This window comes from Duganella sp. Dugasp78 (assembly GCF_059491455.1).
Genome location: NZ_CP168506.1, coordinates 4,135,398 through 4,148,701, shown reverse-complemented (window position 1 = coordinate 4,148,701; position 13,304 = coordinate 4,135,398). Strand labels below are relative to the sequence as shown.

At 60.8% G+C, this 13,304-nt stretch carries 14 protein-coding genes; 1 reads left to right on the top strand and 13 read right to left on the bottom strand.

The annotated features are described in order from the left end of the window. The first annotated feature begins 4 nt into the window (after positions 1 to 4). On the top strand, positions 5 to 418 hold the full coding sequence (locus ACEN9O_RS18385) for a DUF433 domain-containing protein (RefSeq protein ID WP_495613280.1): 414 nt from the start codon (positions 5 to 7) through the stop codon (positions 416 to 418). On the opposite strand, the gene ispF is transcribed toward ACEN9O_RS18385, so the two are convergent. From ispF to nuoG, 13 genes are all read right to left on the bottom strand, one after another. Beyond that, positions 358 to 846: a 2-C-methyl-D-erythritol 2,4-cyclodiphosphate synthase gene (gene ispF / locus ACEN9O_RS18380; protein ID WP_070268912.1), complete on the bottom strand. Its 489-nt coding sequence runs from the start codon at positions 844 to 846 to the stop codon at positions 358 to 360. The genes ACEN9O_RS18385 and ispF overlap by 61 nt on opposite strands. A gap of 14 nt (positions 847 to 860) precedes the next feature. Further along, entirely contained in the window at positions 861 to 1,574 is a 714-nt protein-coding gene (gene ispD / locus ACEN9O_RS18375; RefSeq protein ID WP_495613279.1) for a 2-C-methyl-D-erythritol 4-phosphate cytidylyltransferase, read from the bottom strand. A gap of 9 nt (positions 1,575 to 1,583) precedes the next feature. Then, positions 1,584 to 2,276 (bottom strand): hypothetical protein, encoded by a 693-nt coding sequence (locus tag ACEN9O_RS18370; protein ID WP_495613278.1) that lies wholly within the window; start codon positions 2,274 to 2,276, stop codon positions 1,584 to 1,586. Then, the gene (locus ACEN9O_RS18365) at positions 2,273 to 2,827 is read right to left on the bottom strand and encodes an NUDIX domain-containing protein (RefSeq protein WP_495613277.1); all 555 of its coding nucleotides are present in this window, start codon (positions 2,825 to 2,827) and stop codon (positions 2,273 to 2,275) included. Before ACEN9O_RS18365 ends, ACEN9O_RS18370 begins: the two co-directional genes overlap by 4 nt. A gap of 33 nt (positions 2,828 to 2,860) precedes the next feature. Further along, entirely contained in the window at positions 2,861 to 3,166 is a 306-nt protein-coding gene (locus tag ACEN9O_RS18360) for a DUF2818 family protein (RefSeq protein WP_495613276.1), read from the bottom strand. Beyond that, positions 3,166 to 4,671: an NADH-quinone oxidoreductase subunit NuoN gene (gene nuoN / locus ACEN9O_RS18355; RefSeq protein WP_495613275.1), complete on the bottom strand. Its 1,506-nt coding sequence runs from the start codon at positions 4,669 to 4,671 to the stop codon at positions 3,166 to 3,168. The genes ACEN9O_RS18360 and nuoN overlap by 1 nt, the downstream gene beginning before the upstream one ends. Before the next feature lie 16 nt (positions 4,672 to 4,687). Next, on the bottom strand, positions 4,688 to 6,193 hold the full coding sequence (locus ACEN9O_RS18350) for an NADH-quinone oxidoreductase subunit M (RefSeq protein WP_495613274.1): 1,506 nt from the start codon (positions 6,191 to 6,193) through the stop codon (positions 4,688 to 4,690). A 31-nt stretch (positions 6,194 to 6,224) separates the two neighbouring features. Beyond that, the gene (gene nuoL, locus ACEN9O_RS18345) at positions 6,225 to 8,315 is read right to left on the bottom strand and encodes an NADH-quinone oxidoreductase subunit L (RefSeq protein ID WP_495613273.1); all 2,091 of its coding nucleotides are present in this window, start codon (positions 8,313 to 8,315) and stop codon (positions 6,225 to 6,227) included. 48 nt (positions 8,316 to 8,363) lie between these two features. Further along, positions 8,364 to 8,672, bottom strand: coding sequence for an NADH-quinone oxidoreductase subunit NuoK (gene nuoK, locus ACEN9O_RS18340; protein WP_008450334.1), 309 nt, complete (start codon positions 8,670 to 8,672; stop codon positions 8,364 to 8,366). Then, positions 8,669 to 9,298: an NADH-quinone oxidoreductase subunit J gene (locus tag ACEN9O_RS18335; RefSeq protein ID WP_495613272.1), complete on the bottom strand. Its 630-nt coding sequence runs from the start codon at positions 9,296 to 9,298 to the stop codon at positions 8,669 to 8,671. Before ACEN9O_RS18335 ends, nuoK begins: the two co-directional genes overlap by 4 nt. A gap of 95 nt (positions 9,299 to 9,393) precedes the next feature. Further along, positions 9,394 to 9,882, bottom strand: a complete 489-nt coding sequence (nuoI, locus tag ACEN9O_RS18330) for an NADH-quinone oxidoreductase subunit NuoI (RefSeq protein WP_020702142.1) — start codon at positions 9,880 to 9,882, stop codon at positions 9,394 to 9,396. 12 nt (positions 9,883 to 9,894) lie between these two features. Then, positions 9,895 to 10,980: an NADH-quinone oxidoreductase subunit NuoH gene (gene nuoH / locus ACEN9O_RS18325; RefSeq protein ID WP_495613271.1), complete on the bottom strand. Its 1,086-nt coding sequence runs from the start codon at positions 10,978 to 10,980 to the stop codon at positions 9,895 to 9,897. Next, positions 10,980 to 13,301, bottom strand: coding sequence for an NADH-quinone oxidoreductase subunit NuoG (gene nuoG, locus ACEN9O_RS18320; protein ID WP_495613270.1), 2,322 nt, complete (start codon positions 13,299 to 13,301; stop codon positions 10,980 to 10,982). Before nuoG ends, nuoH begins: the two co-directional genes overlap by 1 nt. Between the last annotated feature and the right edge of the window lie 3 nt (positions 13,302 to 13,304).

Below are 13,304 nucleotides of genomic sequence, written 5' to 3'. Positions count from 1 at the left end.
TGCCATGCCCAATTATGATGACGAGATCGAGATTGATGAGGATGGCCCGGAATACGATCCGCGATACTTTACCGAGCCCGTTCACAAAATTAACGGAAGGATTATTCCGCCACGAAAATCTCCAACCGATCCGATTGACCCGGAGGTTTTGGCGTTTATGAAGTCGATCACGCCGCTGGTGCAGATGGAACCGGAAATCTTGGGCGGGATGCCGGTGTTCAGGGGAACGCTGGTGCCCATCAAGCGCATGTTCGACTATCTGCTGGCGGGAAAACCAATGAATGATTTTTTGGCAGACTATCCAACGGTTTCCCGCGACATGGCCATTGGCGTGCTGGAAAACGACGCGACCTTGTTTTACGAGGCGATCAGCAAGGCGATCGACTCCGCCGCGATGCCCTCTTCCCTGCCCAGGTAACCCAGCTTCTCGTTGGTCTTGGCCTTGATGTTGACCTGGCCAACCGCCACACCCAAATCCTCCGCGATATTGGCGCACATGCTGGCGATGTGCGGCGCCATCTTCGGCCGCTGCGCGATGATGGTCGCGTCGATGTTGCCGATGCTGTAGCCGGTGGCCACCACGCGCCGCGCAGCCTCCTTCAGCAAGGTGCGCGAGTCGGCACCCTTGAACTGCGGATCGGTATCCGGAAAATGCTTGCCGATGTCGCCCAGCGCCGCAGCGCCCAGGATCGAATCGGTGATCGCATGCAGCAGCACGTCGGCGTCCGAGTGCCCCAGCAGACCCACATGATGCGGGATGTCGACGCCGCCGATAATCAGCTTGCGTCCCTCCACCAGTGCGTGGCAATCGTAACCCTGGCCGATGCGGAATGGGAGTTTGGTCATTTTTCTATCCTGTGTTATTCGCCGGCAGCCAGATACATTTCCGCGATGCGGATGTCGGCCGGCAGCGTGACTTTCAAATTACGTGGATGGCCTTCGATCAGCCGCGGCGACAGGCCAAGCATCTCGACGGCACTGGCGTCATCAGTGATGGCGTTGGCGTCCGGCGCGCTGCCCAGGGCGCGCAGCAGCAGCTCGTAGCTGAACATCTGCGGCGTCTGCGCCAGCCACAGGCCGTTGCGCGACACCGTCGTCGCGGCCACCGGCACCACGCCGGTCGCGCGCTTGACTGTGTCCACCACCGGCAGCGCCAGCAGGCCGCCCGCCGCGTCGTCGCCCACGCCGTCTATCAGCTTGGCGATCAGCGCCGGCGTCAGGCCGGGACGCGCGGCATCGTGCACCATGATCATGTCGCCGCCGGCGACTACGCCTTGCAGCTCGCGCAAGGCATTCAGCACCGTGTCCATGCGGGTGGCGCCGCCGCAGCGCAGCACCGTCACGCCATCCAGGTCCGCCGGCAGCACGCCGTCGATCTGGCCGTCAGCCGCGCTGACCACCACATAGGTATGCGCCACCAGCTCGCTGGCGCGGAAGGCGTCCACCGCGTGCCGCAGCATCGGCTTACCGCCTACCGTCAGGTATTGTTTGGGTCCGTCCGCCGCCATGCGCGCGCCGACGCCGGCGGCGGGCAGCAGCGCAAAGTAGCGCGGTGTGTGTTTGGATGCAGTCATCGTGTTCAATTATTTATGGCGACGCAGCAGGATCGCACCGATCTCGCCGTCGCAAACCTTGCCCAAGCGGGCGTATTCTTCGGGCGAATCGATCTCCGCCTGCTTCGCCTTGCCCTTGTCAAATTCATCCCGGATGAACGGGAACCAGCTGCCGTTGATCTCATGCTCCAGCGCCGACATCGCGGTGCCGGACGGCCCATAGAGCGGCTTGGCCTCGAAACGCTTGTTCAAGGCATCGCGCACCACCTGCTCCACGCGCGCCAGGTTTTCCATATACGCCTGCATATGGCGCTGCTCGTGTTCCAGGATCGCCGTGTACGCGCAAGTACCCGGCGCGAACTCGTTGCCGACATAGATCAGCACCGGCGAATAATTCAGCTTCAATTCCACGCGCGGCGCGATGCATTCATAGCCGCTGACCGGGTCCTGCAAAATCTGGCCGCCCAGGTCCACCGCGTACTGGCCCTTGGTCACGGTCAGGCCGAGCGTCACCATCTTGTTATCGATGTTGCCGTATTTAGCGGTCAATGCGCGGTACGGCAGCTGGTTGTTGATGGTATAGCCATTCTGTTTGACCGACAGCACCGACACCGTCTTCGCAATCGTATCCTCGCAACGGATCTGGAACGGCGTGCGCTGCGCGGCGGCGCTTGCGGTGCCGCTGGCCAGCAGGCCCAGACCGACGAGAATGACGAGCTTCATAGCTTCCAGTCGCCCGCGCGCAGCTTGTCCAGCCAGAAGATGCCGATGACGGTTTTGACGTCGGTGATTTTCCCTTCGCGTACCCATTGCAGCAGCTCGTCGATGGTAGCCGTGAAGGTTTCGAGGAACTCGCCTTCGTCCAGCTTCTGCGGGCCCGCTTTGAGGCCGCGCGCCAGGTACAGGTCCAGATGCTCGTCCGAATAGGCGATGGCGTTGTGGATGGTGCTGACGAACTGCCATTCGCTGGCGGTGTAGCCGGTTTCTTCTTCCAGTTCGCGCTTGGCGCTGGCCAGCGGATCTTCGTTGTGGTCGATTTTCCCGGCCGGGAATTCGATGAACACCTGGTGCAGCGGATAGCGGTATTGGCGCTCCATCAGCACCGTACCGTCGTCCAGCAGCGGCAGGATCACCACGGCGCCAGGGTGCAGCACGTATTCGCGCGCGGTGTGCTTGCCGTCGGGGAGTTCGATAGTGTCGCGTTGGACTTTGAGGAAATGGCCGTCGTAGACCATTTCACCGTCGATACGGGTTTCTGTCAGATGCTTGTCCATGCCTGCTCCACGTCGTTGAAGAACGATAGTGTATCAGCCGTGACGCTTGCGCAGGTAGCGGACAATGAATCCTGGGAAGCCCAGGACGATGAAAATACAGGCGGAGATTGCGTAGAACTCCCACGTCTGCGGGAAGCGGTTGCCGATCTGGGCTTCGAGGGCGAAGCCGATGGCGCCAACAACAAAGTACAGCACCGCCATCTCCGCCAGCCGCACGATCAGCGGCTTGCGGGGCCACTTGGTGGCCACCAGCGCGAATACTTTGTCGTTGAAAAACGGCAGGTTGGCGGCCACCAATGCAGCGGCGATCACCAACCAGCTTGCGACGGAAACATCCATCAGGTGTTCAGCGTCAGGGTCATGGCTTTCAGGCAGGCCGCCAGCAGCGGGCCTGGCAGCAGGCCCAGTGCGACGATGGCCAGGCCGTTCAGGCTCAGTGCGAAGCTCATGTCGCCCTTGACCACGATCGGTGCATTGTCGGTCGGCTCATCGAACCACATCATCTTGACGACGCGCAGGTAGTAGAACGCGCCGATCAGCGAGAACATCACCGCCAATACGGTCAGCCAGACCTGGCCGGTGCCCAGCACGGCGGTCAGCACCGAGAACTTGGCGGCAAAGCCCATCATCGGCGGCACGCCGGCCAGCGAGAACAGCAGGATCGACATCACCACCGCGAACCAGCCGTTACGCTTGCTCAGGCCCTTGAAGTCGGCCAGGTTTTCGGCTTCGAAGCCGGCGCGCGACAACAGCATCAGCATGCCGAAGCTGCCGATGGTGGTCAGCACGTAGGTGATGGTGTAGTACATCGCAGCGCTGTAGGCAGCGGCGGCGCCCGTGCGGTCGGTGCTGCCAACCACGCCAGCCAGCAGGCCAAGCAGCACGAAGCCCATTTGCGCGATGGTGGAGTAAGCCAGCATGCGCTTCAAATTGGTCTGCGCGATCGCGGTCAGGTTACCGATGGCCAGCGACATCACCGCCAGCACCATCAGCATCTGCTGCCAATCGACTGCCATCGGCAGCAGGCCTTCCACCAGCAGGCGGATGCAGATGGCGAAGGTAGCGATCTTCGGTGCGCCGCCCAGCAGCAGGGTCACTGCGGTTGGCGAACCTTCATAGACGTCCGGTACCCACATGTGGAACGGCACGGCGCCCAGCTTGAACGCCAGGCCGGCGACCAGGAACACCAGGCCGAAGACCAGGATGGTCGGCTTGATGGTGCCGGCTGCGACAGCGGTGGCCACTTTGGCGATGTCCAGCGTGCCGGTCGCGCCGTACAGCATCGAGATACCGTACAACAGGAAACCGGAAGCCAGCGCGCCCAGGATGAAGTACTTCATCGCGGCTTCGGTGGCCTTGTGGTTGTCGCGGCGGATCGCCACCAGCGCGTACAGCGACAGCGACATCAGTTCCACGCCCAGGTACACGGACAGGAAGTTGGAGCCGGAGATCATCACCAGCTGGCCCATCGTGGCGAACAGCGCCAGCACGTAGAACTCGCCGCCCAGGTTACCGCTCAACATGCCGCGGTCGTCCGCGTATTGGCGCGAGTAGACCAGCGTCAGGCCGACGGCCAGGTAGGTGAACAGCTTGAGCAGGTTCGACATCGGGTCGGACACGAACATGCCGTTGAAGGTGTAGACCGTGGTGCCGGCCGCAAAGTCGTGGTAGCTCAGCGCACCGCAGACCAACAACGTCAGCAGCGACAGCACGTAAGTCACCGAGCGCTTACCCTGCGACAGGAACATATCGATCAACAGGACCGCGCAGGCGCCGATCAGCAGAGCGATTTCTGCGGACAGCGGCATCATGTCGACAGCCGTTTGTGGAAGTGGAGTAGTCATTTATGTGTTTCCGTTTTCAGTAAGGCAGCTTGCTGTGGGCAACGTGCGCCAGCAGGTCTGCAACCGAGGTTTGCATCGTGTCGGTGAATGGCGCTGGGTACAGGCCCATATACAGCACAGCCACGGCCAGAATGCCCAGCATCAGGAATTCGCGGCCGTTGATGTCGACCAGTTCAGCGACGTGGTGGTTGGCCACCTTGCCGAAGATGACGCGCTTGGCCATCCACAGCGAGTAGGCGGCGCCCAGGATCAGCGCGGTCGCGGCCAGCAGGCCGATCCAGAAGTTGAACTGGGTGGCGCCCAGGATCACCATGAACTCGCCGACGAAGCCGGAAGTCGCTGGCAGACCGCAGTTGGCCATCGAGAAGAAGATGAACAGCGCGGCGAACTTCGGCATCTTGTTGACGACACCACCGTAGTCGGCGATCTGGCGCGAGTGCGCCTGGTCGTACAGCACGCCGATGCACAGGAACATCGCGCCGGAGATGAAGCCGTGCGAGATCATTTGTGCGATCGCGCCCTGCACGCCGATGTTATTGAAGATGAAGAAGCCCAGGGTGACAAAGCCCATGTGCGCGATCGACGAATAGGCGACCAGCTTTTTCATGTCCTTCTGTACCAGCGCGACCAGGCCGATGTAGATCACGGCGATCAGCGACAGGGTGATGACGAACGGCGCCATGTAGTGCGATGCATCCGGCACGATAGGCAGCGAAAAGCGGAGGAAACCGTATGCACCCAGCTTCAGCATGATCGCGGCCAGCACGGCGGAACCGCCGGTAGGCGCTTCCACGTGGACGTCCGGCAGCCAGGTGTGGACCGGGAACATCGGAACCTTGACGGCGAAGGCCATGAAGAAGGCGATGAAGATGAAGATCTGCTCTTTCATCGTCAGGGCGATCTTGTGCCACATCAGGATGTCGAAGCTGCCGCCCGATGCCTTGTACAGGTAGATGATGGCGACCAGCGTCAGCAGCGAGCCGAAGAAGGTATAGAGGAAGAACTTGAATGACGCGTACACGCGGTTCTCGCCGCCCCAGATACCGATGATGATGTACATCGGGATCAGCGTGGCTTCGAAGAAGAAGTAGAACAGCAGGCCGTCCATGGCGCAGAACACGCCGATCATCAGTCCGGACAGGATCAGGAAGGCGCCCATGTACTGGGCCACGCGCTTCTGGATCACCTGCCAGGCCGAGATCACGACGATCACGGTGATGAAGGCGGTCAGCGGCACGAACCACAGCGACAGGCCGTCGATGCCCAGCGAGTAGTAGATGTTGAAGCGCTCGATCCACGGCGACTTCTCGACGAACTGCATGCCGTGGGCGGCGTTGCTGAAATTGGTGATCAGCGGGATGGTCGCGATGAAGCTGACGATGGCGCCGATCAGCGAACCCACGCGGACCATCGCCGCGTTGGTGTCACGGCCTACTGCCAGCACGATCAGGCCGAAGATAATCGGGAGCCAGATCGCGAGGCTCAGGTATGGAGGTAGTGTAGATATAGTTGACTGCATCATGGTTATCGTTATCTCTTTGCGTATCAGCTAATTAAGCGTGCCAAAACGGCAGGAAGTAGACCAGGAACCCCAGAATGCCGAGGATCATGACGAACGCATAGTGGTAGATGTAACCAGTCTGCGCCAGGCGGGTCAGCGACGAGAACCAGCCCACCACTTTGGCGCTGCCGTTGACCAGCAGGCCGTCGATCAGGGTCTTGTCGCCGATGTTCCACAAGCCATTGCCGATCAGGCGCGCGCCGCCGGCAAACACCACCTCGTTGAACTTGTCCATGTAGTACTTGTTGTCCAGCAGCGTGTGCAGGAACTTGAACTTCTCATAGAACCAGGCCGGTACGCGTGGATTGATCATGTAGCAGTAGTACGCGGTAGCGACACCGGAGATGGCCAGCCACAGTGGCAGCGACGTCAGCGAGTGCATCGCCATCGCCATCGGGCCGTGGAACTCGTGCGTCAGTTCTTCCATCGCAGGGTGGTTTTCGCCGAAGGTGATCACGCCCTTGAAGAAGTCGCCGAACAGCATAGGACCGATGGTCAGGTAGCCGATGATGACCGAAGGGATGGCCAGCATCGCCAGCGGGAACCAGACCACGAATGGCGATTCATGCGGCTTCTGACCTGGCTCCAGGCCATGGTGGCCGTGGTCTTCTTCTTCGTCGTGACCATGGTCGTCGTGACCGTGGCCATCGTCATGAGCGGCAGCTGCCGGAGCATGATGGTGATCGTCATGCGCGTGGGCCTTGCCGAAACGCTCTTCGCCATGGAACACCAGGAAGTACATACGGAACGAGTAGAACGCGGTCACGAACACGCCAGCCAGCACGGCGAAGTTGGCGAAGCCTGCGCCCCAGATATGGGTCGCGGCGACGGCTTCGATGATCGAATCCTTCGAGTAGAAGCCGGAGAAGAACGGCGTACCGATCAACGCCAGGGAACCGAGCAAGGAAGTGATCCAGGTGATAGGCATGTACTTGCGCAGGCCGCCCATGTTGCGGATGTCCTGGTCGTGGTGCATGCCGATGATGACCGAACCGGCGCCAAGGAACAGCAGCGCTTTAAAGAATGCGTGGGTCATCAGGTGGAACACAGCCACCGAGTAAGCGGACGAACCCAGCGCCACGGTCATGTAGCCCAGCTGCGACAAGGTCGAGTAAGCGACCACGCGCTTGATGTCGTTCTGGATGATGCCCAGGAAGCCCATGAACAGCGCGGTGATCGAGCCGATGACCAGGATGAAGGACAGCGCGGTGTCCGACAGTTCGAACAGCGGCGACATGCGGGTCACCATGAAGATACCGGCGGTAACCATGGTCGCCGCGTGGATCAGTGCCGAGATCGGGGTTGGGCCTTCCATCGAGTCAGGCAGCCAGACGTGCAGCGGGAACTGCGCCGACTTGCCCATCGCGCCGATGAACAGGCAGATACAGGCAACGGTCAGCAGCGCCCAGTCGGTGCCCGGCAGGGTCAGCGTCATCAGCTGTTCCTTCTTGGCGAAGACTTCCTGATAGTCCATCGAACCGGCGTAGGCCAGCAACAGGCCGATACCCAGGATGAAACCGAAGTCGCCGACGCGGTTGACCAGGAAGGCCTTCATGTTGGCCACGATCGCCGTCGGGCGGGTGTACCAGAAGCCGATCAGCAGGTAGGAAACCAGGCCCACCGCTTCCCAGCCGAAGAACAGCTGCAGGAAGTTGTTCGCCATGACCAGCATCAGCATCGAGAACGTGAACAGCGAGATGTAGGCGAAGAAGCGGTTGTAACCTTCATCTTCGGCCATGTAGCCGATGGTGTAGACGTGCACCATCAGCGACACGAAGGTCACCACGCACATCATCATCGCCGACAGCGCGTCGATCTGGAAGCCGACCACCAGCTTCAGGCCGGCCACGGTCATCCAGTTGTAGACGGTGCCGTTGTAGCTGGAACCGTTGACGACGTCGTTGAGCGTCATCGCCGACAGGATAAAGGCAACCAGCACGCCCAGGATGGTCGCGGTGTGCGAGGTCTTGCGACCTACGACGTTGCCAAAGAATTTAGTTCCTAACAAGCCCGCAATCGCGGCGCCGGCCAGCGGCGCCAAGGGTATGGCTAGCAGGAGATTAGGGTTAAGTGTAACCGCCATGATGAACCTTAATCGTTATTTTTCGAGGTTTGAACTTTAGCCACGGGATCAACCCTTCAGGCTATCCAGGTCTTCAACGTTGATGGTGTCCAGGTTACGGAACATCACCACCAGGATCGCGAGGCCGATTGCCGATTCGGCAGCCGCCACGGTCAGGATGAAGAACACAAAGATCTGCCCGGCCGCATCGCCCAGGTAGTGCGAGAACGCGATGAAGTTCATGTTCACTGCCAGCAGCATCAATTCGATGGCCATCAGCAGAACGATGATGTTCTTGCGGTTCAGGAAAATACCGACGATCGAGATCGCGAACAGTATCGCGCCAAGAACGAGGTAGTGAGCGAGCGATAACGTCATGGTGCCTCCTTAACTTCAGCTTCGGCCTGGCCACGCGTGGTGACCGGCGCGATCTTGACGATCTTCAGGCGGTCATTGCGCTTGACGCGTACAGCGTCGGCAGGGTCGAAATGTTTGGTGTCCTTGCGCTTGCGCAGGGTCAGCGCCACGGCGGCGATGATCGCGACCAGCAGGATGACGCCGGCGATTTCAAAGCCGTAGACGTATTTGGTGTAGATCTGGATACCCAGCTCCTTGGTGCCGCCGATGTTGCCGGCGTTGACCGCCTGCTGGTCGAACGACAGGAAGGAGCGCCACAGTACAGCAGCCATTTCCAGCACGATGATGACGCCGACGAAGGACGCCAGCGGCAGGTAGCCCCAGAAGCCTTCGCGCATCTTGTCGGTGTCGATGTCGAGCATCATGACCACGAACAGGAACAGCACCATGACGGCGCCCACGTAGACCAGCACCAGCACGATGGCGAGGAACTCAGCCTCCAGCAGCATCCAGATGCCGGCAGCCGAGAAGAACGCCAGCACCAGGAACAGTGCGGCGTGGACCGGATTGCGGGCCGTGATAACGCGCGTCGCAGCCAATATCATGATGGCTGAGAAGGCGTAGAACAAAGCAGTTTTAAATTCCATAACTAACCCAAGAGACGTACATTATTGATCGACACGCTGACTGTGGGTTTGCCCATGGCCTCGCCTTGGCGAGGTCAGGACAACCCCAATTAATGTCAGCGGTAAGGAGCGTCCGCTGCGCGGGCTGCGGCGATCTCGTTTTCATAACGATCGCCAACGGCCAGCAGCATCTCTTTCGTGTAGTACAGATCGCCGCGTTTTTCGCCGTGGTATTCCAGCACGTGCGTTTCAACGATCGAATCAACCGGGCACGACTCTTCGCAGAAACCGCAGAAGATGCACTTGGTCAGGTCGATGTCGTAACGCGTGGTGCGGCGCGAACCATCGTCGCGCTGCTCGGATTCGATGGTGATCGCCATCGCCGGGCACACCGCTTCGCACAGTTTGCAGGCGATGCAGCGCTCTTCACCGTTCGGATAGCGGCGCAGCGCGTGCAGGCCGCGGAAGCGCGGCGACATCGGCGTCTTCTCTTCCGGGTACTGCACGGTGATCTTGCGCGAGAACATATACTTGCCCGTCAGCGCCATCCCTTTGATCAGTTCGGTCAGCATGAAGCTGCCGATAAAGTCTTTTAAACGTTCCATTTTTTCCAGTCCTTACTTCCAGATATTCCAGGATGTCTGCATCCAGCCGGCCACGAACACCAGGTACACCAGCGTCAGAGGGATAAACACTTTCCAGCCCAGACGCATGATCTGGTCATAGCGGTAGCGTGGGAAAGTACCGCGCACCCAGATGAAGACGGACACCAGGAAGAACGCCTTGGCGAACAACCAGAAGAAGCCGCCGAAACCGCCCCAGAATTCCAGGAACTTGAATGGTGCAGCCCAGCCGCCCAGGAACATGATCGAACCCAGGGTCGCGATCAGGATCATGTTGGCGTATTCGGCCAGCATGAACATGGCGTAGGCCATGCCCGAGTACTCGACCATGTGGCCGGCAACGATCTCGGACTCGCCCTCGACCACGTCGAACGGGTGACGGTTGCACTCCGCCAGGCCCGAGGTCAGGTAGACCACGAACAGCGGCAGCAGCGGCAGCCAGTTCCACGACAGGAAGTTCAGGCCGTGCTCGACCATCATGCCCTTTTGCTGGCCGGCGACGATGTCGCCGAAGTTCAGCGAACCGGACACCATCAGCACGACCACCAGCACGAAGCCCATCGGGATTTCGTAGGAGATCATCTGGGCCGAGGCGCGCATCGCGCCCATGAACGAGTACTTCGAGTTCGAAGCCCAGCCGGCGATGATGATGCCGTAGACTTCCATCGAGGTGATCGCCATCAGCAGCAGCAGGCCGGCGTTGACGTTGGCCAGCACGGCTTCGGCGCCGAACGGCACCACCGCCCAGGCGGCCAGTGCCGGCATGATGGTCATGATAGGACCGATCACGAACAGGCCGCGGTTGGCCTTGGCCGGGGTGATGATCTCTTTAAACAGCAGCTTGAGCGCATCGGCGATCGGCTGCAGCAGGCCCATCGGACCGACGCGGTTAGGACCGACGCGGATCTGAATCCAGCCGATGAACTTACGTTCCCACAGCGTCAGATAGGCAACCAGGCCCATCAGCGGCAGCAGCACGACGATGACGCGGATCAGTGCCCAGATCAGCGGCCAGGCCGGAGCCAGCACGCTGTTGGCGCCCATGGCGTTAATAGTAGTGACGAATTCAGGCAGAGCCATTATTTACCCTCCCCTGCTTTTTCAACGGTGATGGAACCGAACATGCCGCCCAGTGCAGCGGTCGACGCGTGAGCGGCGGCGACACGGACTGCGTTGGCTGGCAGTTTGGCATCAACAGCGGCGACCAGGATCGCGCTGCCGGAACCTTGCGTTACCTTGACCTTGTCGCCGGCGGCGACACCCAGCTGCTGCGCCAGAGCGCTCGACAGGTGCGCTTTAGGCGCAGCCGCGTCGGCCATCTTCTGCAGCGACTCGGCGCGACGCACCACTGCGTCGGCGAAGTAGATAGGCACGTCAGCAATACGTTCCGTACCGGTCGAAGCAGCGGAGGCTGCAACAACAGCTTGTTTGGTGACATTGTTCAGCCTGGCCGACAGGTCGGTCACGCCGGCACCCAGCACTTCGTCGCGGATCGCTTCCGAGGTTTCGTATTCGAAACCGGACAGGCCGAGGATGTTGCCCAGCACGCGCAGGACTTTCCACGCAGGGCGGGTTTCCAGCAGCGGCTTGACGGTGCCGTTGAAGCTTTGCGCGCGGCCTTCGCAGTTGACGAAGGTGCCCGAGGTTTCGCTGAATGGCGAGACCGGCAGCAGCACGTCGGCGTATTCCATGCCGTGCTTGTAGGCCGACATCACAACAACCATTTCCGCGTGTTTCAGTGCGGCGGCGGCGGCTTGCGGGTTTTGCGCGTCCAGCTCAGGCTCGACGTTCAGCAGCACGTAGGCTTGCTTCGGCTCCGAGAACGCCGGCACCTTGGTGCCGTTGGCGTTGACCAGGTAAGCGCCGACGGTGTTGGCGGCTTCGGTCAGGTAGCCCAGCTTGGCGCCGGTTTGTTCGGCGATCCATTGTGCGGCAGCGTGCAGCGCGGCGGCTTGCGGGTGCTGCGTTGCCGCGTTACCCAGGAACACGCCCTTGTTCTCGCCCGAGATCAGCGAGGCGGCGATCGCGTTGGCGGCGTCGGAAGCTTGTACGCCTTCGAAGCCTGCAGGAGCAGCAACTTCTTTAGCCTTAGCCACGGCAACTACCACTTGCGACAATGCCGACAGCCACTCCGACGGAGCAACGATCATCTTGTTCGCAACGTTCATCAGCAGGTCATCGTCGGTCGCGTGCAGGATGGACAGCTTGGCGCCGCCCTTCACTGCCGTACGCAGACGGGTAGCCAGCAGCGGGTGATCCTTGCGCAGGAACGAGCCGATGACGAAGGCGCGGTTCAGCTGGCCGAACTCGGTGATCGACATGCCCAGCCAAGGGGTCACATCGCTCAGCGAGAAGTCGCCGTGACGCAGGCGCGTGTCCACGCTGTCCGAGCCCATGGCGCGAGTCAGCTTTTGCAGCAGGTGCAGCTCTTCCAGCGTCGAGTGCGGCGTGGCCAGTGCGGCCAGCGCGTTGGCGCCGTGTTCGTGCTTGATGTTCTTCAGGCCGTGCGCCACGTATTCCAGCGCGGTCTGCCAGTCGACTTCCTTCCACTCGCCGCCCTGCTTCAGCATCGGCTGGGTCAGGCGATCGGCGGCTTCCAGGCCTTCGTACGAGAAGCGGTCCTTGTCGGAAATCCAGCACTCGTTGACGGCGTCGTTTTCCAGCGGCAGCACGCGCTTGACCTTGCCGCCCTTGACCTGAACGATCAGGTTGGCGCCCAGGCCGTCGTGCGGCGAGACCGATTTGCGGCGCGACAGTTCCCACGAACGGGCGCTGTAGCGGAACGGCTTCGACGTCAGCGCGCCTACCGGGCACAGGTCGATCATGTTGCCGGACATTTCCGAGTTCACGGTCTGGCCGACGAACGCGGTGATTTCCGAATGTTCGCCGCGGCCGATCATGCCCAGTTCCATCACGCCGGCCACTTCCTGGCCGAAACGTACGCAACGGGTGCACTGGATGCAGCGCGCCATCTCCTGCATGGAGACCAGCGGGCCGGCATCTTTCGGCACGACGACGCGCTTGTCTTCTTCGTAGCGCGATTCGCCCTTGCCGTAGCCGACTGCCAAGTCTTGCAACTGGCACTCGCCGCCCTGATCGCAGATCGGGCAGTCCAGCGGGTGGTTAATCAGCAGGAATTCCATCACGGACTTCTGTGCCTGTACGGCCTTGTCCGAAGCGGAGCGCACAATCATGCCTGCCGAGACCGGCGTTGCGCATGCTGGCAAAGGCTTGGGCGCCTTTTCCACTTCGACGAGGCACATACGGCAGTTCGCGGCGATCGACAATTTCTTGTGATAGCAGAAGTGCGGAATGTAGGTTCCCAATTTGTTGGCGGCGTCCATCACCATGCTACCAGCAGGGACTTCGACTTTTTTGCCGTCTATTTCGATTTCAACCATGGT